The sequence below is a fragment of the Actinokineospora auranticolor genome (assembly GCF_002934265.1).
Taxonomy (GTDB): domain Bacteria; phylum Actinomycetota; class Actinomycetes; order Mycobacteriales; family Pseudonocardiaceae; genus Actinokineospora; species Actinokineospora auranticolor.
In genome coordinates, this window is sequence record NZ_PTIX01000002.1 from 524,488 (window position 1) to 546,569 (window position 22,082).

Sequence of the window (22,082 nt, forward strand, 5' to 3'; positions counted from 1 at the left end):
CCCTACTGGGACTTATCCGCCAACTCCGGTGCGCGGGGGTGGCGGAGGCCGGGGTGGTCGGGGGGCAGCGACTTGCGCAGGACCGCGGCGCTGGCGGCGACGACAACCGCGACCAGCGGCCAGGAGAGCGCGACCCGGGAGACGGCCAGGGCGGTGACGCTGCCGGTCCACCAGAACAGCGCGAACACCGCCGTGCGGAGGGTGTACTGGAGGAAGACCCAGACCCAGCTCGCCCGGCTGTAGGCGCGGAGCAGGTCCGGATCGCGGCGCCAGCGGGTCTTCTGGCCGAGGATGGTGCCGACCACCACGCCGAGCAGCGGCCAGCGGATGAGGATGCTGATGGCCCAGGCGAGCGCGCTGGCGATGTTGGAGAGCAGTTGGACCACGAAGAAGTCCTCGCCCCGCCCGGTGATCAGCGCGACCAGGGACCCGGCGACCACGGCCAGGATGCTGCCGACGACCGCGGTGACCTTGCCGCCCCGGTTGAGCCGGAAGGCCGCGACGAGGGTGGCGGCCAGCAGCGCGGCCGCGGCACCCCACTCGACGCGGTTGCCGGAGACCAGCCAGCCCACCGCGAAGGCCAGGGGCGGGATGGTGGCGTCCACCGCGCCCCGGCGGCCACCGAGGAGCTCGGACAGCGAATCGGATCGCGCGTCGGTCACCCGCCCAGACTGCCGCACGCCGGTTTGGTTAGGTAGCCCTAACCAGCCCTTCCCGCCACCGCCTACCGGCCGTGACGTGTGGTGTTCGCTTTGTGGTTGTGGCCAAACAAGTAGCGGCCCGTGGGAATGTCGGGGCATCCTACGTGTTTAGTTGTTGTAGGGCAGGTTACGGCCGGGTGCGCGAAGGGGAGGGCGGCTGTGCACGGGTGGGACAGCTGGATCGCCGTCGGGGACAGCTTCACCGAGGGCGTTGGGGACAAGCGCGACGACACGGCGCCGGGGGGCGCGGAGGAGTACGTGGGCTGGGCGGACCGGCTCGCCGAGGTGATGGCCGACCAGCGGCCGGGTTTCCAGTACGCGAACCTGGCGCTGCGCGGCAAGCTGCTGCGGGAGATCATCGACGAGCAGGTGCCGATCGCGGTCGCCGAGCGACCCGATCTGGTGACGTTGTGCGGGGGCGGCAACGACATCATCACCCCGGGCACCGACGTGGACGACGTGGGCGCGCTGTTCGACACCGCGGTCGCGGCGCTGCGCGCGGCGGGCAGCGAGGTGCTGATCTTCACCGGGCCCGACCCGAAGGTGCAGCCGCTGCTGCGCCGGGTGCGCGGCAAGGTCGCGATCTACAACGGACACCTGCGCGCGATCGCCGAGCGGCACGGCGCCAAGGTGGTCGACCTGTGGTCGATGGGCGTGCTGCACGACCGCCGGTCCTGGTGCGACGACCGGCTGCACTTCTCCACGGAGGGTCACCGCCGGATCGCGTTGCGGGCCGCGGAGGTGCTCGGTGTCCCGGTCGTCGAGGACTGGCGGGAACCGCTGCCGATGGAGCAGCGCAGGCCGTGGTTGCAGCTGCGCCAGGACGACATCACCTGGACCACGACCCACCTGATCCCGTGGGTGCGCAGGCAGATCCGCGGCGAGTCCCTGGGGGACGGTCTCGCCCCCAAGCGGCCTGAGCTGCGACCTTTCCGCGCGGACACACGGGTTTAAGCCCCAACCCCCGAGGAAGGCCGGAAACGACGACCGGCCGGCTCTCCCTCCCCCGAGAGTGCCGGCCGGTACATCGGGCCGCATCCCCCATGACTCTCCCGCCGCGGCCCTGGGTGACCGTGGCGACAGTCACCCTGGGCGGAAAGCGTGCCGGCCGTCGCACCCGGACGGCTAAGCGTTCACTAAACGTCCTTGGACAGTGCCGCCAGTCCCGCTTGGACGGCGTCGGCGGCCGGTGACTGCACGAGCCGGTACAGCTCCAGCGCCAGGGTCAGCTCAACCCGGGCGGCACCGACGTCGCCGCGGTCGCGCAGCACCCGGGCCAGCACCTCGCGGGCGAACGCCTCGGTGAGGTCCAGACCGTGCGCCTCGGCCGTCGCGATGGCCTCGCGGGCGTGCAACTCGGCCGCCTCGGCCAGGTCCAGCTCGTGCTCCAACTCGGCCAGGTTGGCCAGCGCGTGGCCGACGAAGCCGTGGTCGCCGACCTCGCGGAAGATCGCGACCGCCTGCGCCTGCGGGCCCACCGCCTCCGACGGCGACCCGAGGTTGCGGTGCACCTGGGCGATGTTGTTGAGCAGGTTGGCCTCCCCCAGCCGGTAGCCCGCGCGGCCGGAGAGCTCCAGCGCCTTGCGGTACCCGGCCAGCGCCTCGCCGTAGCGCTTCTGCCCGTAGAGGGCGCCCGCCACGGTGTTGAAGCCCATCGCCATCAGCTTGGAATCACGCAATTCGGTCGCGATCGCCACCGCGCGCTCGGCGTCGGCGACGGTCTCGTCCTCCTGGTCGAAGCGGGTCAGCAGCACGCACCGGCTCAGCCGCATCAGCACCTCGCCGCGCCGGTCGCCCGCGGACCGCGCGGACTCCAGGCCCAGCCGCAGCACGTGCTCCCAGTCGTCGCGCCGGGAGCGCACCCGGCGGAAGTCGCCCGCCATCCTGGCCAGCTGCCACACCTCGGTGTGCAGGCCCGCCTTGGCACCCGCCTCGGCGGCGGCGATCAGGTTGGGCCACTCCCGCTCGAACCAGGCCAGCGCCTCCTCGCGGCCCGCGATCCGCGGTCGCGGCACGTCCTGGTGGCCGTCGGCGTAGTCCAGGTCGTCGGCGACCGCGCGCAGGTGCCTGCGGGCGATGTCGGCGGCGACCAGGTAGTAGCGCAGCACCACGGGCAGCAGGTCGACGTCAGGCCCCAGTTCGCGGGCGTAGAGGCGGACCAGGTCGTGCATGCCGAACACGTCGAGGTCGGTCTCGGTGACCAGGAACAGCGCGGCCAGCGCGCGCAGCCAGTCGCGGGCGGCGGCCACCCGGTCGTCCTCGCCCGCGACGGCGGAGTCGTGCGGGCAGCGGGCGACCATGGTGGCCAGCAGGTGCGGGCCGACCGTGGGGCCGGGCACCGCGCCGAGCAGCCGCAGCGCCTCGGCCTGGGCCGCGTCGAGGCCGCCGTAGGTGAGGTCGAGCGCGGCGCGCACGCCGGTGTCCACGTCCTGCACCCGCAGCGCGCTGAGCCGGGTGTGCTCGTCGGCGAGTTCGTCGACCAGCTCCTGGAGTGACCACTGTGGACTGACGACCAACCGGGCGCCCGCGATCCGCAGCGCCAGCGGCAGGTGGCCGCAGAGCTTGGCCAGCCGGGCGCGCAGGTCGCGCTCGTCCGCGGCCGGTGGCCCGGCGGCGTGCGCGATCACCGCCTCGGCCTCCTCCGGCGGCAGGGTGTCGAGCACGCGCAGCGCGGCGCCGTCGGTCACCAGGCCGTCGAGCCTGCGCCTGCTGGTGACCAGCACCATCGCGCCGGGCGCGCCGGGTAACAGCGGGCGCACCTGGTCGGAGTCGCGGGCGTCGTCGAGCACCACGAGCAGCCTGCGGTCGGCGAGCAGCGAGCGGTAGAAGGTGACCCGCTCGGTCAGGTCCTCGGGGATGTGCTCGGCGGCCACGCCGAGGGCGAGCAGGAACCGGGCCAGCACCTCGGCGGGCTCGACCGGCTCGTGGTCCGGGTCGAACCCGCGCAGCGCGGCGTAGAGCCTGCCGTCGGGGAACTCCCCGGCGGCCCGGGTGCCCCAGACCACCGCCAGCGCGCTCTTGCCGACCCCCGCGGGCCCGACCAGTACGCCGATTGCGGGCGCGGTGCCGTCGGCGCCGAGGCGGACGTCGTCGAGCCAGCCCAGGTCCGGCTCGCGGCCGGTGAACCCGCTCGGCGCGGCGGGCAGCTGCGCCGGGGTGAGCACGCCGACCCGGGGCGCGACCACCGCGGGCGGGCGCGACTGGAGCAGCGCGGTGTCGTCGCGCAGGATCCGGCTGTGCAGCTCGCGCAGACCGGGACCGGGGTCGAGGCCGAGTTCGCGGGCGGCGCGGTGGGCGAAGCGCTGGTAGATCTCCAGCGCGGCGGCGCGCCTGCCGGAGCGGTAGAGCGCCAGCGCCAGCTGCCCGACCAGGTGTTCGCGGAACGGGTGGGTGTCGACCAGGGCGGCGAGTTCGCCGATCACCTCGTCGTGGCGCCCGAGTTCCAGGTCGGCGTCGATGCGGGCCTCGAGCACGGTGAGCCGCAGTTCGGCCAGTTCCGGCGCGCGCACCCGCCCGCCGATGCCGGAGAGCTCCGGTCCGCGCCACAGGCCCTGGGCCCTGGCCAGCAGTTCGGCCCGCTCGGCGGCGGGCCTGCCGCGCGAGGCGGCCAGCAGTTCGCGGGCCAGCGCGACGTCGATGCGGGCCTCGTCGACCACCAGCCGGTAGCCGGGGCCGGAGGTCTGGATCCTGGTCTCCCGCGTCGGGTCCACTGTGGACATCCAACGGCGCAGCCTGGACACGTACCCCTGCACGATCGTCCGCGCGGTCGCGGGCGGTTCGTGGTCCCAGAGCACGTCCATGACGCGCTCGACCGAGACCACCTGATTGGGCTCCAACAGCAGCATCGCCAGCATCCCACGCAGCCCCGGCCCCCCGGGGACCAGCGTGTTCTCCCCCACCAGCGCGCAAACCGGGCCCAGCACGCAAAACCGCGGTCCGGATTGCTCCGGACGCGCGAGCGCGACATGCGCCACTCGGTACCACCCCCCGATCGGACCGGCTCCCCTAAGCCGGTTTCAGCGCTCCCTATGACAAACCTAGGACGAACCGGCAACCGGCGGACCGAAAAGCGCGGTCGTCAACCGTATGGCGTAACGCGAAGTGGGGTCGGCGAATAACCGGCCTATCCGCGAATGGGGGCACACAGACCGCAACAGCGGGGAAACGACAAAGGCGGGTGGGGATCACCGCTAGGAAGGACGAAGTGGTGCGAATACGACACCCGGCGTATTCGCTACCGGAAGGTGGGCGAGCCCCGCGGAATTGGCCCGCCGATGCGGACCGGCCCAGCCCAGGGTGGCCGCACATGGGTCGGCCCCGCACGCACCGATTCCCGGGTCGGTGGGCGGGGCCGTACTCCGCGGTGTTGGTCAACAGCACGTCGGGTCCACCCCGAGTGGGACCCCGACCAGCTCTCGATCAACCGGCCGCGGAGCGCACCCGACGATAACACTCAGGTCACGTAAGATCACAAGGGGGTCACCCCCGGTCATCTCGACGCACGAGCCAACTAGCGGCTCAGCGGTGTGAACGTGCGGGCGGCGATGAAGTCCGGTCGCGGCGCCGGAGCGGCGAACGGGTCCACCAGCGCGTTCTCCGCGGAGTTGAAAACCACGAAGATGTTGGACCGGGGAAACGGCGTGATGTTGTTCCCCGAGCCGTGCATGATGTTGCTGTCGAACAGCAGCGCCGAGCCCGCCGGACCGGTGAACTGGTCGATGCCGCACTCGGCGGCCAGCGCGGTGATGTGCGCCCGGCTGGGGACGCCGATCTCCTGCTCGGTCAGCGAAGCCCTGTAGTTGTCGGCCGGGGTCTCCCCCACGCACGGCACGAACGTGCGGTGCGAGCCGGGCATGACCATCAGGCCGCCGTTGAACGGGTAGTTTTCCGTCAACGCGATCGACATGCTCACCGCGCGCGGCGTCGGCATGCCGTCCTCGGCGTGCCAGGTCTCGAAGTCGGAGTGCCAGTAGAAGCCCTTGCCCTGGAAGCCGGGCATGTAGTTGACCCGGCTCTGGTGCACGTAGACCTCCGAGCCCAGCACCTGCCGGGCCCGGTCGAGCACCCGCGGATCGCGGACCAGTTCGGCGATCAGGCCGCTGACCCGGTGCACCTCGAAGATCGAGCGGACCTCGGCGGAGGCGCGCTCGACGATCGTGCGCTCGTCGGCGCGCAGGGCCTCGTCGCGGGTGAGCCGGTCCAATTCGGCGCGGAACGCCTCGACCTCGCCCGCGCTGAGCAGGTTGTCGTAGACCGAATAGCCGCGCGCCTCGTGCGACGCCAGGGTCGCCGGGTCGATCGGGCCGTCGACGCCGGGGTGCACCGTCGGCTCCGGCCGGTCGGTCAGGCCGAGCGGCTCGGCGGTGCGGGTGCGGTAGTGGTCCTCGATTCGGACGTCGGCGATGGTCATCGGTCCTCCTCGGCGGTCGGGGTGCCGGTCACCGGTCCTCCTCGGTGATCAGCGGGTAGACGCCGTTCTCGTCGTGCACCTCCCGGCCGGTGACCGGGGGGTTGAAGACGCAGAACGTGCGCATCCGGGTGATCGGGCGCAGCTGGTGGCGCTCGTGCCCGTCGAGCAGGTACATCGAGCCGGGGCCCAGCTTGTGGGTCTCGCCGGTCTCCTTGTTCAGCAGCTCGCCCTCGCCGTCGATGACGAAGACGGCCTCGATGTGGTTGGCGTACCAGAAGTCGTTGACCGCGCCCGGGTACAGCGTGGTCTCGTGCACCGAGAAGCCGACGCGGTCGCCCCCGAGGACGATGCGTTTGCTGCGCCAGTTCGCGGTCTTGACGTCGCGGTCGGTGTCGGTGATCTCGTCGAGCGTGCGGACGATCATCGTCGGCCTCCAGGTCGCTCAGCTCAGGGTCGCGGACACCGAGTCGGTCAGGATCCGCAGGCCCTCGTCGAGCTCGTCGTCGGTGATGGTGAGCGGCGGCATGACCTTGGCGACCTCGCCGTCCGGGCCGGAGGTCTCCATGAGCAGGCCGCGCTCGAAGGCGTGGCGGCACACCTGACCCGCGGTGGCGCCGTCGGTGAAGCGCAGCCCCCTGGCCAGGCCCCGCCCCTTGGCGCGCAGGTCCGCGCCCGGGTAGCGCTCGGCGATGCCCAGCAGTACCCGCTCGACCTGTTCGCCCTTGGCCAGCGTGCCCTTCTCCAGGGTGTCGTCGGTCCAGTAGGTGCGCAACGCCTCGCTCGCGGCCACGAAGGCCGGGTTGATGCCGCGGAACGTGCCGTTGTGCTCGCCGGGTTCCCAGACGTCGAGCTCCGGCTTGAGCAGGGTGACCGCGAGCGGGAGACCGAAGCCGCCGATGGACTTGGACAGGCAGACGATGTCCGGGGTGATGCCCGCGGCCTCGAAGCTGAAGAACGGGCCGGTGCGGCCGCAGCCCATCTGCACGTCGTCGACGATCAGCAGCATGCCGTGGCGTTCGCACAGGTCGGCCAGGCCCTGGATCCACTCGATGCGCGCGGCGTTGATGCCGCCCTCGCCCTGCACGGTCTCCACGATCACCGCGGAGGGCTCGTTGAGGCCGCTGCCGCTGTCGGCGAGCAGGCGCTCGAACCAGAGGAAGTCGGGCACCCGGCCGTCGAGGTAGTTGTCGTAGGGCATCGGGGTGGCGTGCACCAGCGGGATGCCCGCGCCGCCGCGCTTCATCGAGTTGCCGGTCACCGAGAGCGCGCCCAGCGTCATCCCGTGGAACGCGTTGGTGAAGTTGACGACCGACTCGCGGCCGGTGACCTTGCGGGCCAGCTTCAGCGCGGCCTCGACGGCGTTGGCGCCCGCCGGTCCGGGGAACATGACCTTGTAGTCGAGGTCGCGCGGGCGCAGCACGATGTCGCGGAAGGACTCCAGGAAGTCCCGCTTGGCGACGGTGTTCATGTCCAGGCCGTGGGTCACCCCGTCGCGCAGGATGTAGTCCACGACCGCCTGTTTGAGCACCGGGTTGTTGTGGCCGTAGTTGAGCGCCCCCGCACCGGCGAAGAAGTCCACATAGGACTTGCCGGACTCGTCGTACATGTGGGCGCCGACGGCGCGCTCGAACACCACGGGCCAACCGCGGCTGTAGCTGCGCACCTCGGACTCAAGGGTCTCGAACACGCTCATTCATTTCTCCTGGCGAGGTTTCAGACCGGGACGGTCTCGCGGATCCGGGTGAACGGGCCGATGCGGTAGAGGTCTTCCGGCTCGTGGTCGTCGGGGAAGTGGGCCTCGGCGAACAGGTCCGCCCGCCGCAGGCCCACGCCGAGTCGCTCGGCGAGGGCGCGGAACAACGCGATGGAGGCGCCGTTGCCGGGCGAGATGGTGGTCTCCAGGTTGCGCACACCCTGCGCGGCCATGCGGTCGATGAGGTGGTCGAGCAATCTGCCCGCGATGCCCTGACCGCGCTGGTCGGCGTCGACGGCGATCTGCCAGACCACGACCGTCTCCGGCTCGGTGGGCCGGACGAACCCGATGACGAACCCGACGGGCCGCCCGTTCTTGGTGGCCACCGCGGAGGTCGCGGCGAAGTCGCGGCACCAGAGCAGGTAGGCGTAGGAGGAGTTGAGGTCGAGGGTGTGCGAATCGCGGGCGATCCGCCACAGCTCGGAACCGTCCGCAGTGGACGGTTCAGTGATGGTGATGTCGTGCGTTTCCCCGGACATACTCAGGAAACGTAACAGCGGCGCCGCGGGCGGACCGGGCGAGCGGTTTGCCGACACGCGGGTTTACCTGGGGATACACCGGATCACCGGTGAGGAGGGCAACAGGACGGTTGCCCTCCTCGTCGGTGGCGTGTTAACGGATCAACCGGACGTCCGGGAGGATTGCCACAGGTCGATGCCGGAGTCGACCGCGTACCGGTCGATGGCGGCCAACTCGTCGTCGGTGAACGGCGGCGCGTCGCGGGCGGCGAGGTTCGCTTCCAACTGGGCCACGGAACTGGCGCCGACCAGGGCGGACGTCACCCGGCGGTCGCGCAGGACCCAGGAGATGGCGAGCTGGGCGAGGGACTGGCCGCGGCTCTTGGCGATCTCGTTGAGACCGCGCACGCGCGCGAGGTTCTCGTCGGAGAGGAGCTCGGTGGAGAGCGAGGACGGGCGGCTGGCGCGGGAACCTTCCGGGATGCCGTCGAGGTAGCGGTCGGTGAGCAGGCCTTGGCCGAGCGGGGAGAAGGCGATGCAGCCGGACCCGAGTTCGTCGAGGGTGTCGAGGAGTCCCGCTTCCACCCAGCGGTTGAGCAGCGAGTAGGACGGTTGGTGGATCAGGAGTGGGACGCCTGCGCCACGCAGGATCTCGGCTGCTCGGCGGGTGGCGGATGGGGAGTAGGAGGAGACGCCTACGTAGAGGGCTTTTCCTTGCTGCACTGCGGAGATGAGAGCGCCGACGGTTTCTTCGAGCGGGGTGTCGGGGTCGAAGCGGTGGGAGTAGAAGATGTCTACGTAGTCGAGGCCCAGACGGGTCAGGGATTGGTCCAAAGAGGACAGGAGGTACTTGCGGGAGCCGTGGTCGCCGTAGGGGCCGGGCCACATGTCGTAGCCCGCCTTGGTGGAGATGACCAGTTCGTCGCGGTAGGGCTTGAGGTCGGTGGCGAGGACGCGGCCGAAGTTGGCTTCGGCGCTGCCGTACGGGGGGCCGTAGTTGTTGGCCAGGTCGAAGTGGGTGACGCCGAGGTCGAAGGCGCGGCGGAGGATGGCGCGGGAGGTGTCGAGGGGGCGGTCGTCGCCGAAGTTGTGCCAGAGACCGAGGGAGATCGGGGGGAGCAGCAGCCCGCTCCGCCCACAACGGCGATAAGCGGTGTCGTCGTAGCGGCTGGCGGCGGCCTCGTACGGCATGGATCTCCTTCGCTCGCGGATCCCCGCCACTCCCCAGCGGGACTCCCAGCCAACGGTACCCACGGGTGGCGCTAGCCGCCGTCAGATGAGGGTGCCCTGGCCCTGTTCGATCATGCGGGCGTAGAGGACTTCCTCGTTGATCTCCAGGCGGTTGATGACGCGGAGGGCGGCGACCACGGCGTCGCTGACCACGCCGGGTTCCACTTCGCCGTAGGAGAGGTGGATGGCGCCGTCGCTGTCGAGGTCGGTGGGGCCTCGGTGGATGAAGGTGAAGACCTCCGCCTTCCACCTGGGCACGGTGAGGGTGATGGACTCTTGGCGCACGCGGTCCAGGAGGACGCCGTGGGTGGGTTCGCCGAAGAGGGCCGCGTAGAGCAGGTCTTTCGCGAGGCGGAGGAGGTCTTCGCCGTGGGCGGTGCGCTGGGCGGGGCCGATCATGGCGCCGCCCGGCGGGGGCGGGTCGACCAGGCACGCGCTGGTGTCGAACGCGCCAAGACGCGCCGTGTGCTCTGCGAGTACCTGCTCGTCGAGGGTCAAGGGGCGCGGTAGGTGGCCCGACTCGCCGGGGCGCTGGGCCGGTACCCCACCCAACCTCGCCGCCGCCTCGGCCAGGAGTTGGTCGACCAGCCACTCGCGGGGCTGCGCCATGAGCCGGGCGCGCAGGGCGGGCAGCACGTGCCCGGCGAGATCGGCCTGGGCGCGGCGGACCATGTCGTCGAAGTCGGACATGCGGCGAACCTACCGGCGGCGCCCGCGCGGCCGGGGGTGCCGGGCGCGGGGTGTCACCCGTTGGGGACGCACGCCACTTGATAGGTAAGGGTCGCCTAACTTACTATCGGGGTACCGGTCGACGAGGAGGCGAATCCGTCCACAGTGGAGACTCTTGTCGGTCCACCCGTGCTCACCCGTCCGCAGCTGCGGTGCGCGCTCGACCCGGGCGACACCGCGGCCTTGCTCGGCGCGGCGCCCGCGCTGTACGCCACCGACACCGCCGACCTCCTGCGTTCCGCGCTGGTCGTCGCGGTCGCCGCGTGGGGTCCGCGACACGGCGCCGCGTTGTCGGTGCCCGGGCCCGGCGGGCTGTCGGACACGGTCGGCAGGCTCGCCGCGGCACCCGCGGCCGGGACCGTCGGCTTCGCCTTCCGAGCACCCGCCGGCCAAACGCACGCCATCGACGTGCGCGCCGAGATCGAGGACGGTCTGGTCACCGCGACCTGGACGTGGTGCGCCGCGTCGTTCGCCGAACGCGCGGTCGCCGACCTCGCCCGGACCTGGTGCGCCGCCCTCGCGGGCTTGGCGGCGGAAGCGCGCCGAGTTCTCCCGTTGCCGACAGACGCGCCCCGGGACGTGGAGGTGGTCATCGCCGTCCCGGGCGACACGAACGATCGAGCGGTCCGACAAGCGCTTGCCGGACTGGCTTCCGCGCACCCAATTCTCACCACCGGTCGACGCCAAGTGGGAACACGGGCGTACGCCGCCCCGGGCGCCGGGGACGCCACCGGCGCGACCGCTCCCGAGTGGACTTCACTGGTCCGGTTCGCCCTGGTCAGGCCCAGTTCGGCCGACGCCAGACTGATCATCACCGGGGACCCCGCGGTGGTCGGCGCGGACACCGTCGAAACCCTCGCCGACGCCCTGCGCCGGGTGTTCGGAGGAGATGCCGGCCACGTCCGGCCGTCGCCCATGAACTCCCCATGAGTCGCTATTTAGGTTAGCCTTACCTGGTTTTGGCCGATCGACGAAGGGACCGCGAGTGACCAGCGAGGTTCTGCCGCACGAGGTGCACGACATGGTCGGGATCGGCTTCGGACCGTCCAACCTGGCGCTCGCGATCGCCGTGCGCGAGCACAACGAGCGCACCCCCGACGCACCCGTGCGCGCGGTCTTCCTGGAACGCCAGGCCGCGTTCGGCTGGCACCGCGGCATGCTCATCGACGACGCGACCATGCAGGTGTCCTTCCTCAAGGACCTGGTCACCATGCGCGACCCGGCCAGCGACTTCAGCTTCCTGTGCTACCTGCGCGACCGCGACCGGCTGGCCGAGTTCATCAACCACAAGACGATGTTCCCGCTGCGCACCGAGTTCCACGACTACTTCGAGTGGGCCGCGGCGCGGGTGTCCGACCAGGTCCGCTACGGCGCGGAGGTCGTCGCCGTGCGCCCGGTCGAGGTCGACGGCGAGACCGAGTTCTTCGACGTGCTCTACCGCGACCCCGAGGCGCCCGACGAAGCGGTGACCTCGGTCCGCGCGCGCAACATCGTCATCGCGACCGGGCTGCGGCCGAAGCTGCCCGAGGACGCGGTCACCACCGACCGGGTCTGGCACAACATCGAGCTCATGCACCGCGTCGGCGCGCTGGCCAAGTCCGACCCGCACCGGGTGCTGGTCGTCGGCTCCGGGCAGAGCGGCGCGGAGACCGTCGCCGAGCTGCACACGGCCTTGCCGCGCGCGCAGGTCTGCGCGGTGTTCTCCCGCTACGGCTACGCGCCCGCGGACGACAGCCCGTTCGCCAACCGGATCTTCGACCCGCGCGCGGTCGACCACTTCCACGGCGCGTCCGAGGACGTCAAGCGGCTGCTGCTGGACTACCACCGCAACACCAACTACTCCGTGGTGGACATGGACCTCATCGAGGACCTGTACCGCCGCGAGTACCGCGAGAAGGTCACCGGCCGCAAGCGCCTGGACATCCGCAACGCCTCCCGGGTCACCTACGCGCGCGAGACCGACGAGGCGGTGTACGTGACCATCCAGTTCCTGCCGACCGGGGAGACCGAGACGCTGGAGTGCGACGCGGTCGTCTACGCCACCGGCTTCCTGCCCGCCGACGTGTTCGGCCTGCTCGGCCGGGCCGCGTCGGTGTGCGAGCAGGACGCGGACGGCCGCCCGGTCGTGGACCGGGACTACCGGCTGCGCACGGTGCCGGGGGTGCGCGCGGGCATCTACGTGCAGGGCTCCGAGCACAGCCACGGCCTGACCGCGACCCTGCTGTCGACCACGGCCGTGCGCGTCGGCGAGATCCTGGACTCGGTGGTCAACGGCTCTCCCGAGCCCGCCCCGGCGGCCGTCGAGACCTCGTCCGCCGCGCCCGCGGTCCAGGGCATCACGGCGTAGCCCCCGGACGCGCGGAGGGGACGAACCACTGGTCCGTCCCCTCCGCGTTCACTTCCCGCCGGGCTGCACGCCAGTTGCTAAGGCCGGGTCGCCGTGACCGGCGGTTCGGTCACCGTCGCCCGGGGACCCGTCACCGTCGTGGGCGGTTCGGTCACCGTCGCCCGGGGACCCGTCACCGTCGTGGGCGGTTCGGTCACCGTCGCCCGGGGACCCGTCACCGTCGTGGGCGGTTCGGTCACCGTCGCCCGGGGACCCGTCACCGTCGTGGGCGGTTCGGTCACCGTCGCCCGGGGACCCGTCACCGTCGTGGGCGGTTCGGTCACCGTCGTCCGGGGACTCGTCTCGGGCCCTGGCGGCTCGGTCACCGTCGGCTGCGGACCTGGGGTTGTGAGCTCCGTCGTGGTGACCAGCGGGGGCGAGCCGCCGTCGGCGGGGGTGACCGGTGTGGCCGCGCCGATCCCGTTGAGCAGCACGCCACCCACGACGAGCAGCGCGACCACGGTCGCACCGCCACTCGCCGCGACGGTCATCCGACGCTTGCGCGTCCGGCGGGCGCCGAGCACGACGGCCTCGGTCGCGCCGGGGCGCACCGGCACGTCGAGCCGGTCGTCGGCGAAGAGCCGCCGCAGCCGCGCGTCCACCTTGTCGAAGTCCTCGGAGTTCATGCCGTGCCCTCGCCTTCCCAGGTCGTCGCCAGCACGCCGCGCAGCGTCGCCATGGCCTTGCTCGTCTGACTCTTGACCGTGCCCGCGGTGACCTTCAGCGCCCGCGCGATCTCCACTTCGGACAGCCCGTCGTAGTAGCGCAGGACGATCACCGCCCGCTGGCGCGGCGGGAGTGTGCGCAGCGCCTGCCACAGCGGTTCGTTCTCGAACGCGTCGCGCGCGCCCGCGGCGACCGTGTCGGGCACCTCGGACACCAGGTTCTCCCGCCGGGTCCGCCGCCACCGGCTGACGTGCGCGTTGGCCATCGCCCGCCGCGCGTACGCCATCGGGTCGCCGTCCTTGCGCAGCACCGACGCCCACCGCGCGCCGACCTTCTCCAGCACCCCTTGGACCAGGTCGGCCGCGTCGTGCGGGTTGCCGGTCAGCGCGTACCCGTAGCGCAGCAGCCCGGGCATCGCGGTGCCGACGAACTCCGCGAAGTCGGCCAGGTCGCCGGTGGCCGCCGTTCCCCCGATGCCCTGGTCGGCGAGCGCGGTCACCTCCGTCCCCCGAGCTTCGCCCGGGCGGGGAAACCGGTTCGGTGCAAAGACATCCGCTCTCCTTGATCCCCTACGGCCCGGTGTGGGCCGCTGACACCAGGAGCACGCTCGGTCGCGGCCACCAGTTGCCCTCGTTATCTCACCGTTACACAAGTCCCGGTGCTGTTCGTCCTCCGCGAACCGCCCGGTCACACCGGGCGACCTGTCGGTGCGGGTTAGTACGTTGGGGCTATGGCAACACTGGTCACCTTCCACGCCCACCCCGATGACGAGTGCATCAACTGCGGTGGCGTGATGCGCAAGGCCGCCGACGAGGGGCACCGGGTCGTGCTCGTCGTGGCGACCCGCGGCGAGCTCGGCGAGGTGGAGGACGGCTTCCTCGCCCCGGGCGAGACCCTGACCGAGCGGCGCGTCGACGAGACGCACAAGGCGGCGGAGATCCTCGGCGCGTCCCGCGTGGAGTTCCTGGGCTACACCGACTCCGGGATGATGGGCGAGCCGACCAACGACGCGCCCGGCACCTTCTGGACCGCCTCGGTGGAGGAGGCGGCGTCCCGGCTCGCGGCGATCCTGGTCGAGGAGTCCGCGGACGTGCTCACCGTCTACGACGACAACGGCGGCTACGGCCACCCCGACCACATCCAGGTCCACCGGGTGGGCCTGCGCGCCGCCGAGATCGCGGGCACGCCGCGCGTCTACCAGGCCACCGCCAACCGCGACGAGATCAAGCGCGGCATCGAGCGGGCCAGGGCGGCGGGCGACGAGACCTTCGGCCCGCCGGAGGACTTCGAGATCGGCAAGCCCGAGGCCGAGCTGACCGGCCGGGTCGACGTGCGGGCGTACCTGTCCGCCAAGCGCGCCGCCATGCGCGCGCACGCCAGCCAGATCAGCGAGGACAGCTTCTTCCTGGCCATCCCGGACGAGGCGTTCGCGGGCTCGTTCGGCACCGAGTGGTTCATCCGCGCGGGCCAGGGTCCGGGGATCACCGAGACCGACATCATGGCCGGGCTGTAGCCGGTTGCCGGAAAACGGCCCCGGAGCCGAGTGCTCCGGGGCCGTTCGCGGCGCGCACCGCCCGCGTTCACCCGGTGTTCGACCACGTCAGGTGGGAACCGCGGGCGAATCCCCTCGATCGCCGAGTTTTCCCCAGGCTGGGGACAGCCCTGTGCATAGATCCACTTCTGATGGCGGCTTGACAACGCGTCGGTCCACACCTGTCCACAGGCGCAATAACCCGGGCGCGTGTGGTCCGGCGAACAGTGGGTCATTTCGGGTGACCGATGAGGCTAGCCTAAGCAAGGCGAGGCTAACTACGGCGAGACTTCCGGGAGGGACCGCATGCGGGTCGTGATGTTCGGTTTTCAGACCTGGGGGCACCGCACCCTGCAGGCGCTGCTGGACTCCGAGCACGAGGTGGTCGCGGTCGTCACGCACCCACCGGGCGAGGGCGTCTACGAGAAGGTGTGGAGCGACTCGGTCGCCGACCTGGCCGCAGAGCACGGCGTCGAGGTCATCGTGCGCGAGCGGCCGGACGACGACGAGCTGTTCGACCGGCTGCGCGCGATCGACCCGGACGTCATCGTGGCCACCAACTGGCGCACGTGGATCCCGCCGCGGATCTTCACCCTGCCCAAGCGCGGCACGCTCAACGTGCACGACTCGCTGCTGCCCGCCTACGCCGGGTTCTCCCCGCTGATCTGGGCGCTGATCAACAACGAGCCCGAGGTCGGCGTGACCGCGCACATGATGGACGACGTGCTGGACGCGGGCGACATCGTCATCCAGCGCGCGGTGCCGGTCGGCCCGCGCGACACCTCGGCCGACCTGTTCGCCAAGACGCTGGCGCTGTTCGGCCCGATCACCGTCGACGGCCTGGCCGAGATCGCGTCGGGGCGCACGGAGTTCACCAAGCAGGACCGGTCCAAGGCGAGCTTCTTCCACAAGCGCGCCGCGGAGGACCTGCGCATCGACTGGACCTGGTCGGCCGACGAGCTGGACCGGCTGGTGCGCGCGCAGTCCGCCCCGTACCCGAGCGCGTACTGCTTCCACCGCGGCAAGCGGCTGGAGATCGTCGAGGCGCGGGTCTCGGCGGCGAAGTACGGCGGCACCAACGGCCGGATCTTCTACCGCGAGGGCGACGGCGTGGCGATCGTGTCGGGCCCGGAGTCGCGGCGCGGGCGCAACCACGCGCTGCTGGTGACCCGGGTGCGCACGGCGGACGGCGCGGAGCTGCCCGCGCACGAGTACTTCAAGCACATGGGCGGGTACCTGACCAGCAGGCCGTAGTGCCCCGAGGCACTAGGAGCTGATGGCCGCCACCGCGTTCGACAGGTCGCTCACGGCGGTGGCCACCGGCTCGACCGGCGCGACGAGCTTGACCAGCGTGTCGAGCAGCCGCGCCAACCGTCCTTTGTCGACGGTCTCCTGCCCGAGCTCGTCGGCGACCTCTTCGGTCACCTCGGCGGCCTCGGGCGGGAGGTCGTCGCGCGCGGCGAGCAGCCTGCGGATGGCGTCGACCAACTCGACCGGGCTCTGTCCCGTGTGGACCTGCGCGTTGTCGCCGATGGCCACCGGTCCGGTGTTGACCGTGCCGCCGAACACCTGGAATCCCTTGTTGACGCTGGGGTTCTCGCTCATCTCGCCTCCGCGGTGCTGCTGGCCTGCGCCTGGTCGCCGACGGCGAGCGCGCCGACGTTGCTGGTGCCGCCGGTCTGGATGACGCCCTGGTTGAGGATCGTGGTCTGCCTGCTGCGCAGCTCGGCGGTGTCCACGCCGCGCTCCTCCAGGAACTCGATGACCGCCTCCAACACGTGCTGCTCCACCAGTTTGACGCCCTTCTCGGCGTCCCGGCGCTGGAACTGGTTGTAGAAGTTGCCCCCCGCGGCGGATTCCCGGACCGAGAAGGCGGTGCCGTAGTCGAACAGCTGGTCGTCGAGTGCTTGGTCCTGTTCGCGGGCGGCCTGTTTGCCCAGGACGCGGCCGAGCAAGGCGTAGCGGACGAGCGCGAACGGCGCCGCGGGCAGCCTGCCGATGGCCGTGCCGATGGAGCCGAGGAACTTGTCGACGAACTCGTGGGGTTTCACGACCTCCACGCCGTGCTCGTCGATGCGCAGGTTCGAGCCGATCGGCCGGAGGACGGCGCGCTCGCACTCGGCGTGCAGCATGTGGCCGTTGGTGGAGAAGCGGAGGAACGTGCTGGCGACGACCAGGCCACCCCACGAGGGGACGTGCGCGACGAGGTAGCAGCGGGCGGCGTCACCGGGGTCGGCGACGATCTCGTCCACCAGGTCGTGGTCCAGGGAGGTGTCGGGGACGTGGGTGCGGTCGGGGAGGAAGCGCTCGTCGAGGGAGGTTCCGTCGACGAAGACGCGTTCCTCCACCGCGACGGTCAAGGGATCGCCGATGCCGTCGGGGTCGCCGATCGCGGATAGGCGGTGGCGGACTCGGGTGGTGAGTTCGTCGGCCGCGAAGGGGCGGAAGTCCCGCTTCGCCACGTGATCGCGCGACGGCCGGATGGGCAGGGAGAAGGACCAACCCGCCTCCGCTGCCCCGTACCCGACGAACGGGCGGAACCCGCTGAACACGGTGACGTTGCCGCGCTCGGCCGCCTCGACCTCCCGGAACCGCTGAGCCGTCCACGCGGGCGGCGGATCGGGTTCCCCGGCACCGACGGCGAACTCCTCCGGGTCGAACAGCTCGTGCACCCGACGGCGCAGGGTGTACCAGTGGTGGGTGAGGAGGGCGGCGCCACCGAGGAGACCGGCGATGAGCAGCCACCAGCTGATGATGACCAGGAGGACGGTGGCGATGAAGGCGAGGAGCAACCGGACCTCGAGGTCCATCCGCAGGCGGTAGACCGTGAGGGCGTGCCGGAGGACGAGCGTCGTGGAAACCCCAGGAGAGGTCGCGACGGCACGAACGCGGGAAGAGAGCAGGTTCCGCACGACGCGGTCGGCGAACCAGGGCTCCCAGTAGACGGCGCCGCACAGGAGCCTGGTCGCCTCGGTGGGGCCGTGGGGCCAGCTGTCCAGGTCGGCCACTGGGCCCGCCCCCTTGTGGTGGGTGTGCTTCTTGATTGGTCGTTGGGCGTTTCTTGTGAAATAGACGAAACCAGCGGCGAGTGCGCCCAGGGTGATGCCGAATAGGGCGCTGGAGGTGATTGAGGAGATCAGGGCGTAGGCGAAGTCGGATTCGCCTTCTTCGAGTCTCAGGTCGCCGATGAAAGTGTCGAAGCAGATCAACCAGAGTGTGTGACCCGCCGCCGCACCCAGTCCGATCGCCACGGCGAGCCAGCAGGCTCTGCGGGCTTCGGTGCCGGGCGCGTAGCGGTCTACCAGGACTACGGCGGCTAGGACGGAGAGGAGGAAGAGGAGCGGGGAGATGAGCCAGATGCCGTCGAGGTCCCAGACCGGGGGCAGCGCGAACCGGATCCACTTGGGGAGGTCGGCGCCCCAAACAGCGGTGTTGCCCAGCACGAGTTCGTAGACCAGGACAAATCCGAAGCCCCTGATGACGAGTCGCCCCACAGGGCGAAGCTAGGGGTGGGGGTGGGGGCGGTCAACAGGGGTCACCCATTTGCCGAGCGGGCAAAGCTAGGAGCGAAGGCGAGTAAGACTCACCAAGCTGCGGGTCGATCACCGGATCTGCGCCACTCCATTTGACCGCTTCGCGCACAATGCAAGCCAGGCCGCCGGGCCGCGAATCTCCACATTTGAGCGAAGGTTCGAGCGGCAAATCCCCATGGCCGATCATTCGGTTTCGACCGCATTGCTGCCGGAGGGCCCCACCCATCGGGTGGGGCCCCTTCTCACGTCTGGGAGCGGAGGGTTCGCAGGCTCAGGGCCGCGCGGAGGCGGCGGAGGCGGGAGACGTCCGCGCCGAGTTTCTTGCGCAGGTCGTCCACCGACTTCCAGTAGGTGGCGGCCGTGGCGTCCGTTGGGTCTGCGGGGCCGAAGACCGTCGCGTCGGCGGCGCGGGCTACCGGTAGGGCGTTGCTGCCCAGCACGGTGGCCTGCTCCGGGCGGGTCAGACCCGCCGGGACCGCAGTGCCCAGGTCTCGGGCCCGGTCGATGACCTCCTGCCACCCCGACGCCACCCGGGCGGCGGGGGCGCCGTTCCTGCGGCGGCGGCTGCGGCGGATCGCTTTGCCGCCGATGATGACCGTGCAGATCAGGGCGATCAGCAGGATCGGGGGACCTGCCCACGCCAGCACCGTGGACAGCCAGCCCGGGATCTCCCACGTGTCCTCACCCTTGACCGACGGCGACCGGCCGACGTTCGGGTCCACGCGGCTGGAGTCGGTCAGGGAGCTCGGGGGGTGGACGGTGTTGGGTGGGGGGACGACCGAGGCGTCCGTGTTCTCGTACTGCTGCGGGGGGATTCGGTCCGGCTTCTTGCTCCGGTCGGGCATGAACTCGGTGTTCATGATCTGCGCCCACCGGCCGTCGGTGAGGTGGACTTCCACCCAGGCCTGGACGTTCTCGCCCTTCACCACACCATCCGGGCCCGGGCGGGCACCCAGGACCACGCGGGCTGGCATGCCCAGCTGATTCGCGATCAGGGCGAAGACCGACGCGTACTGCTCGTCGTCGCCGACGGGCTTCTGGGCGTTCAGGAAGTTGGTCAACCGGCCGACGCTGTGGCCGGGGAGGTACTCCGTCTCGCCCGGGCCGCCGTCGCTGTAGGCGCCGTTGTTCTTCAGGTACGCGGCGACGGCCTTCAGCTTCGTGCCGAGGTTGCTTTCCTTGCCCGACCACGTCCCCGCCTTGGCCGCGACGAACGTGTACGCCGACGACGGGAGCCCGGGGCGGCCGTAGGGCTGCGGATCGTCCGGGACCTCGACGGTGTCCACAACGGTCTCGACCGTGTACGTGTCGCCGGTCTTCAACCGGTCCGCGACGATGCCCGACGTGGTCGACAGGTTGTACCGGAAGCTGTCCGAGTGCGTACCCGCCGTCACGCCGGTGAAGCGGACGGCCGTCGGCGACCCCGGTGTCGGCAGCCACGCGTTGACGTCGACCGCCGACGCGTAGGCCTCGCCGATGGTGACCCGCACGGTCGCCGTCCGCCCGTCACCGACCGCGGGGATGCGGGACCCGACGCGCTGGAAGCCCTGGCGGGCGGTGCCCGGTTCGGCGGACTCGCCCGAGGCCGCGCCCCAGACGGTGCCGGAGTAGTCGTCGAGGGTGGCGATGCGGACCAGGGAACCCTCGGGGAGACCGGTGACGGTGAACAGTTCCTGGTCCCACAACTGCTTGGCGTTCTTGGTGTACTTGCGGAACCCCACCAGCGGGCTGGCGTACTCCCGGATGTCGAACGGCGGCGTCACGTAGTCCCGCAACACCGTCCGGTGCCCCGCAACCCCCGGCAGGAACGGCACCGCGACCACCGCGACCGCCCCCACCAGACCGACCAGCGCCGCACCCGTCACCGCGCGGGTCGCGCGACGCGCCCCGTCCCGCAGCGGGCGGCGACGACGGCGCGCGCGCACGGACGTCCAGATCAAGGCCACCAGGGCGAAGGCGCCGCCCTGGATCTCCGGCCAGTCCGGCTTCGACGTGCCCAGCAGCGCCACCGCGACGAGCACCACCCCGGGCACGATGACCGGCGCCGCGCTGACCTTCACCCGGCGCGCCAAGGCGAAACCGCCCGCGCCGCAGACCAGGCCCAGGATGTACGGGATCGCCAGCAGCGGACCGCTGGCCTCGACCGGCGGCAGCGTGGTCAGCAGCTGCTTCCAACTGTCCACACTGGACCGAACGAGTGCTTTCGCGGTGTCCAGGTCCGGCACGACCCCCGCGATGGCCTGGTCGCGCATCACCAGCGCGCCACCGAACAGGAAGTACGCGACAACCGTCAGCGCCGCGACCGTGATGACCGGCCAGCGCCAGTAGTTGCACAGGTGGGCCACGAACAGCCCGATGCCCAACCCGGCCAGGCCCGTCCACAGGAACGGCAACCCGGTGTAGCTGGTGGTGAACCCGGCCAGCGCCACCGCGAACAGCAGCGCCAGGCACAGCGCGTCCGCGAGGTCGGCGCGGGTGAGGAAGGGGCGTTTGCTCATCCGAGCGGTCCTCCAGCGAGCACGGCCCGCAGGTCGGTCAGGTCGCGCACCGAGGCCACGGTCAGGCCGGGGCCCTCGGTGATCCCGGCCTTGCCCTCGGCGGACACGGTGATCGCGGCCCGGCGGATGTCGGACGGGAACTGGCCGCACGCGCGCAGCAGGTCCGCGTAGGAGCGCGACCCACCGGCCACCAGGACGACGACGGTCGCGTCCGGGGCCAGGCTCGCCGCGCGGGTGGCCAGGTCGTCGAGGCCCATGGTCACCGGGCGGACCCGGGCCAGGCCGTCGAGCGCGCGCTGGGCGGTGGCGTCGTGCACGACCTGGCCCGCGGCGAACAGCGTCAGGTCGATCTCGTCCTCCACCGCGCGCAGCGCCAGCGAGGCCGCGACCGAGACCGCGGTCTCGAAGTCATCGGGGTCCGGGTAGGCGGACACGTCGCCGTCGACCGCGACGACCAGCCGCGCGCGGCGGGTGTCGAGGTACTGGCGGACCAGGAACTGCGCGCCGCCCTGCCCGCCGGTGGCCAGCTTGGCCGACGAGCGCCAGTGGATGTGGCGGCGGTCGTCGCCGGGGGCGAACTCGCGCAGGGTGTGGAAGGCCAGGTCGCTGGTGGACAGGTCGGTGGTGGTGTAGCCCTCGAGGTCGCGGAGCATGCCCGCGCCGATCGGGCCGAGCGGCACGGTGACCGGGTGCACGAACAGCTCCTGCACGCTCCCCCACGACACCGCGCGGCGCAGCACGCCCAGCGGGTCGCCGCGCACGGTGACCGCCGGGCCCACCGCGATGACGCCGCGCTTGTCGGTCGGGATCGGGAACAGCTCGCGGTGCACCTGACCGGTGCCCAGCGCGGGCACCTCCACCACGTGCACCTCGTCGTCGACCGCCAGTTCCAGCTCCATGGCCAGCATCCGGCCGGTGGTGCGCCGACCGGCGACCTCCACCACGCACGCCGCCTCGGCGCCGACGACGACGCGCTCCTTCTCCAGCCCGAACCGCACCGCCAGCGCCGCCCGGCCCACCGCCCAGAACAGGCTGACGGCGAACACGAGCACGCCCGCGACACCGGCCACGACCAGCTCGGTCCAGCCGACCACGCCACCGGCGACCCACGCCAGCACCGAGCAGACGGCGACGGTGATGCCCATCGGCGTCACCGACCGCAGTGCCTCCAGAAACCCGTCCACCCG

The 22,082-nt window shown here is 71.4% G+C and carries 19 protein-coding genes; 5 read left to right on the top strand and 14 right to left on the bottom strand.

All coding sequences use genetic code 11. The features are described from left to right. Nucleotides 1–2 precede the first annotated feature (2 nt). Nucleotides 3–662 (bottom strand): DUF3159 domain-containing protein, encoded by a 660-nt coding sequence (locus CLV40_RS05830; protein WP_245931104.1) that lies wholly within the window; start codon nucleotides 660–662, stop codon nucleotides 3–5. A 198-nt stretch (nucleotides 663–860) separates the two neighbouring features. On the opposite strand from CLV40_RS05830, the gene CLV40_RS05835 reads away from it, so the two are divergent. Next, nucleotides 861–1,655 carry an SGNH/GDSL hydrolase family protein gene (locus CLV40_RS05835; RefSeq protein ID WP_104477667.1) on the top strand — a complete coding sequence of 265 codons (795 nt, stop codon included), beginning with the start codon at nucleotides 861–863 and terminating at the stop codon, nucleotides 1,653–1,655. Between the two features lie 182 nt (nucleotides 1,656–1,837). Here the strand turns inward: CLV40_RS05835 and CLV40_RS05840 are convergent, their stop codons facing one another. From CLV40_RS05840 to CLV40_RS05870, 7 genes are all read right to left on the bottom strand, one after another. Beyond that, nucleotides 1,838–4,624, bottom strand: coding sequence for an AfsR/SARP family transcriptional regulator (locus CLV40_RS05840; protein WP_146107942.1), 2,787 nt, complete (start codon nucleotides 4,622–4,624; stop codon nucleotides 1,838–1,840). Between the two features lie 587 nt (nucleotides 4,625–5,211). After that, entirely contained in the window at nucleotides 5,212–6,111 is a 900-nt protein-coding gene (gene thpD, locus CLV40_RS05845) for an ectoine hydroxylase (protein ID WP_104477671.1), read from the bottom strand. 28 nt (nucleotides 6,112–6,139) lie between these two features. Next, entirely contained in the window at nucleotides 6,140–6,535 is a 396-nt protein-coding gene (locus CLV40_RS05850; protein ID WP_104477673.1) for an ectoine synthase, read from the bottom strand. Nucleotides 6,536–6,553: 18 nt separating this feature from the next. After that, on the bottom strand, nucleotides 6,554–7,804 hold the full coding sequence (gene ectB, locus CLV40_RS05855) for a diaminobutyrate--2-oxoglutarate transaminase (protein ID WP_104477675.1): 1,251 nt from the start codon (nucleotides 7,802–7,804) through the stop codon (nucleotides 6,554–6,556). A gap of 20 nt (nucleotides 7,805–7,824) precedes the next feature. Beyond that, nucleotides 7,825–8,343 (bottom strand): diaminobutyrate acetyltransferase, encoded by a 519-nt coding sequence (gene ectA / locus CLV40_RS05860; protein WP_104477677.1) that lies wholly within the window; start codon nucleotides 8,341–8,343, stop codon nucleotides 7,825–7,827. A 141-nt stretch (nucleotides 8,344–8,484) separates the two neighbouring features. Then, on the bottom strand, nucleotides 8,485–9,513 hold the full coding sequence (gene mgrA / locus CLV40_RS05865; RefSeq protein WP_104477678.1) for an L-glyceraldehyde 3-phosphate reductase: 1,029 nt from the start codon (nucleotides 9,511–9,513) through the stop codon (nucleotides 8,485–8,487). Nucleotides 9,514–9,594: 81 nt separating this feature from the next. Beyond that, nucleotides 9,595–10,242, bottom strand: a complete 648-nt coding sequence (locus CLV40_RS05870) for a hypothetical protein (RefSeq protein WP_104477680.1) — start codon at nucleotides 10,240–10,242, stop codon at nucleotides 9,595–9,597. 168 nt (nucleotides 10,243–10,410) lie between these two features. On the opposite strand from CLV40_RS05870, the gene CLV40_RS05880 reads away from it, so the two are divergent. Next, nucleotides 10,411–11,211 carry a hypothetical protein gene (locus CLV40_RS05880; RefSeq protein ID WP_181043343.1) on the top strand — a complete coding sequence of 267 codons (801 nt, stop codon included), beginning with the start codon at nucleotides 10,411–10,413 and terminating at the stop codon, nucleotides 11,209–11,211. 91 nt (nucleotides 11,212–11,302) lie between these two features. Then, nucleotides 11,303–12,628: a lysine N(6)-hydroxylase/L-ornithine N(5)-oxygenase family protein gene (locus CLV40_RS05885; protein WP_104477850.1), complete on the top strand. Its 1,326-nt coding sequence runs from the start codon at nucleotides 11,303–11,305 to the stop codon at nucleotides 12,626–12,628. Between the two features lie 77 nt (nucleotides 12,629–12,705). On the opposite strand, the gene CLV40_RS05890 is transcribed toward CLV40_RS05885, so the two are convergent. Both CLV40_RS05890 and CLV40_RS05895 read right to left on the bottom strand, forming a co-directional pair. Further along, the gene (locus tag CLV40_RS05890) at nucleotides 12,706–13,293 is read right to left on the bottom strand and encodes a hypothetical protein (protein ID WP_104477686.1); all 588 of its coding nucleotides are present in this window, start codon (nucleotides 13,291–13,293) and stop codon (nucleotides 12,706–12,708) included. Then, nucleotides 13,290–13,832 carry a SigE family RNA polymerase sigma factor gene (locus tag CLV40_RS05895; protein ID WP_281261645.1) on the bottom strand — a complete coding sequence of 181 codons (543 nt, stop codon included), beginning with the start codon at nucleotides 13,830–13,832 and terminating at the stop codon, nucleotides 13,290–13,292. Before CLV40_RS05895 ends, CLV40_RS05890 begins: the two co-directional genes overlap by 4 nt. A 231-nt stretch (nucleotides 13,833–14,063) precedes the next feature. Here CLV40_RS05895 and CLV40_RS05900 point away from each other — a divergent pair, with 231 nt between their 5' ends. Both CLV40_RS05900 and CLV40_RS05905 read left to right on the top strand, forming a co-directional pair. Then, nucleotides 14,064–14,846 carry a PIG-L family deacetylase gene (locus tag CLV40_RS05900; protein ID WP_104477688.1) on the top strand — a complete coding sequence of 261 codons (783 nt, stop codon included), beginning with the start codon at nucleotides 14,064–14,066 and terminating at the stop codon, nucleotides 14,844–14,846. A gap of 324 nt (nucleotides 14,847–15,170) precedes the next feature. After that, the gene (locus CLV40_RS05905; RefSeq protein ID WP_104477690.1) at nucleotides 15,171–16,118 is read left to right on the top strand and encodes a methionyl-tRNA formyltransferase; all 948 of its coding nucleotides are present in this window, start codon (nucleotides 15,171–15,173) and stop codon (nucleotides 16,116–16,118) included. Nucleotides 16,119–16,130: 12 nt separating this feature from the next. Here the strand turns inward: CLV40_RS05905 and CLV40_RS05910 are convergent, their stop codons facing one another. The 4 genes from CLV40_RS05910 to CLV40_RS05925 form a co-directional block, all read right to left on the bottom strand. Beyond that, complete coding sequence (locus tag CLV40_RS05910; RefSeq protein ID WP_104477692.1) at nucleotides 16,131–16,469, bottom strand: hypothetical protein; 339 nt, start codon at nucleotides 16,467–16,469, stop codon at nucleotides 16,131–16,133. Next, nucleotides 16,466–18,358, bottom strand: coding sequence for a hypothetical protein (locus CLV40_RS05915; protein WP_104477694.1), 1,893 nt, complete (start codon nucleotides 18,356–18,358; stop codon nucleotides 16,466–16,468). Before CLV40_RS05915 ends, CLV40_RS05910 begins: the two co-directional genes overlap by 4 nt. Nucleotides 18,359–18,639: 281 nt before the next feature. Beyond that, complete coding sequence (locus tag CLV40_RS05920; protein WP_104477696.1) at nucleotides 18,640–20,895, bottom strand: transglutaminase-like domain-containing protein; 2,256 nt, start codon at nucleotides 20,893–20,895, stop codon at nucleotides 18,640–18,642. Continuing rightward, nucleotides 20,892–22,079: a DUF58 domain-containing protein gene (locus CLV40_RS05925; RefSeq protein WP_146107943.1), complete on the bottom strand. Its 1,188-nt coding sequence runs from the start codon at nucleotides 22,077–22,079 to the stop codon at nucleotides 20,892–20,894. The genes CLV40_RS05920 and CLV40_RS05925 overlap by 4 nt, the downstream gene beginning before the upstream one ends. Nucleotides 22,080–22,082 lie beyond the last annotated feature (3 nt).

Coding starts and splice junctions, on each gene's coding strand:
- CLV40_RS05885 (WP_104477850.1), top strand. CDS start 11,303: ATGGTCGGGATCGGCTTCGGACCGTCCAACCTGGCGCTCGCGATCGCC.
- CLV40_RS05900 (WP_104477688.1), top strand. CDS start 14,064: ATGGCAACACTGGTCACCTTCCACGCCCACCCCGATGACGAGTGCATC.
- ectB (WP_104477675.1), bottom strand. CDS start 7,804: ATGAGCGTGTTCGAGACCCTTGAGTCCGAGGTGCGCAGCTACAGCCGC.
- CLV40_RS05870 (WP_104477680.1), bottom strand. CDS start 10,242: ATGTCCGACTTCGACGACATGGTCCGCCGCGCCCAGGCCGATCTCGCC.
- mgrA (WP_104477678.1), bottom strand. CDS start 9,513: ATGCCGTACGAGGCCGCCGCCAGCCGCTACGACGACACCGCTTATCGC.
- CLV40_RS05905 (WP_104477690.1), top strand. CDS start 15,171: ATGCGGGTCGTGATGTTCGGTTTTCAGACCTGGGGGCACCGCACCCTG.
- CLV40_RS05910 (WP_104477692.1), bottom strand. CDS start 16,469: ATGAGCGAGAACCCCAGCGTCAACAAGGGATTCCAGGTGTTCGGCGGC.
- ectA (WP_104477677.1), bottom strand. CDS start 8,343: ATGTCCGGGGAAACGCACGACATCACCATCACTGAACCGTCCACTGCG.
- thpD (WP_104477671.1), bottom strand. CDS start 6,111: ATGACCATCGCCGACGTCCGAATCGAGGACCACTACCGCACCCGCACC.
- CLV40_RS05920 (WP_104477696.1), bottom strand. CDS start 20,895: ATGAGCAAACGCCCCTTCCTCACCCGCGCCGACCTCGCGGACGCGCTG.
- CLV40_RS05850 (WP_104477673.1), bottom strand. CDS start 6,535: ATGATCGTCCGCACGCTCGACGAGATCACCGACACCGACCGCGACGTC.
- CLV40_RS05890 (WP_104477686.1), bottom strand. CDS start 13,293: ATGAACTCCGAGGACTTCGACAAGGTGGACGCGCGGCTGCGGCGGCTC.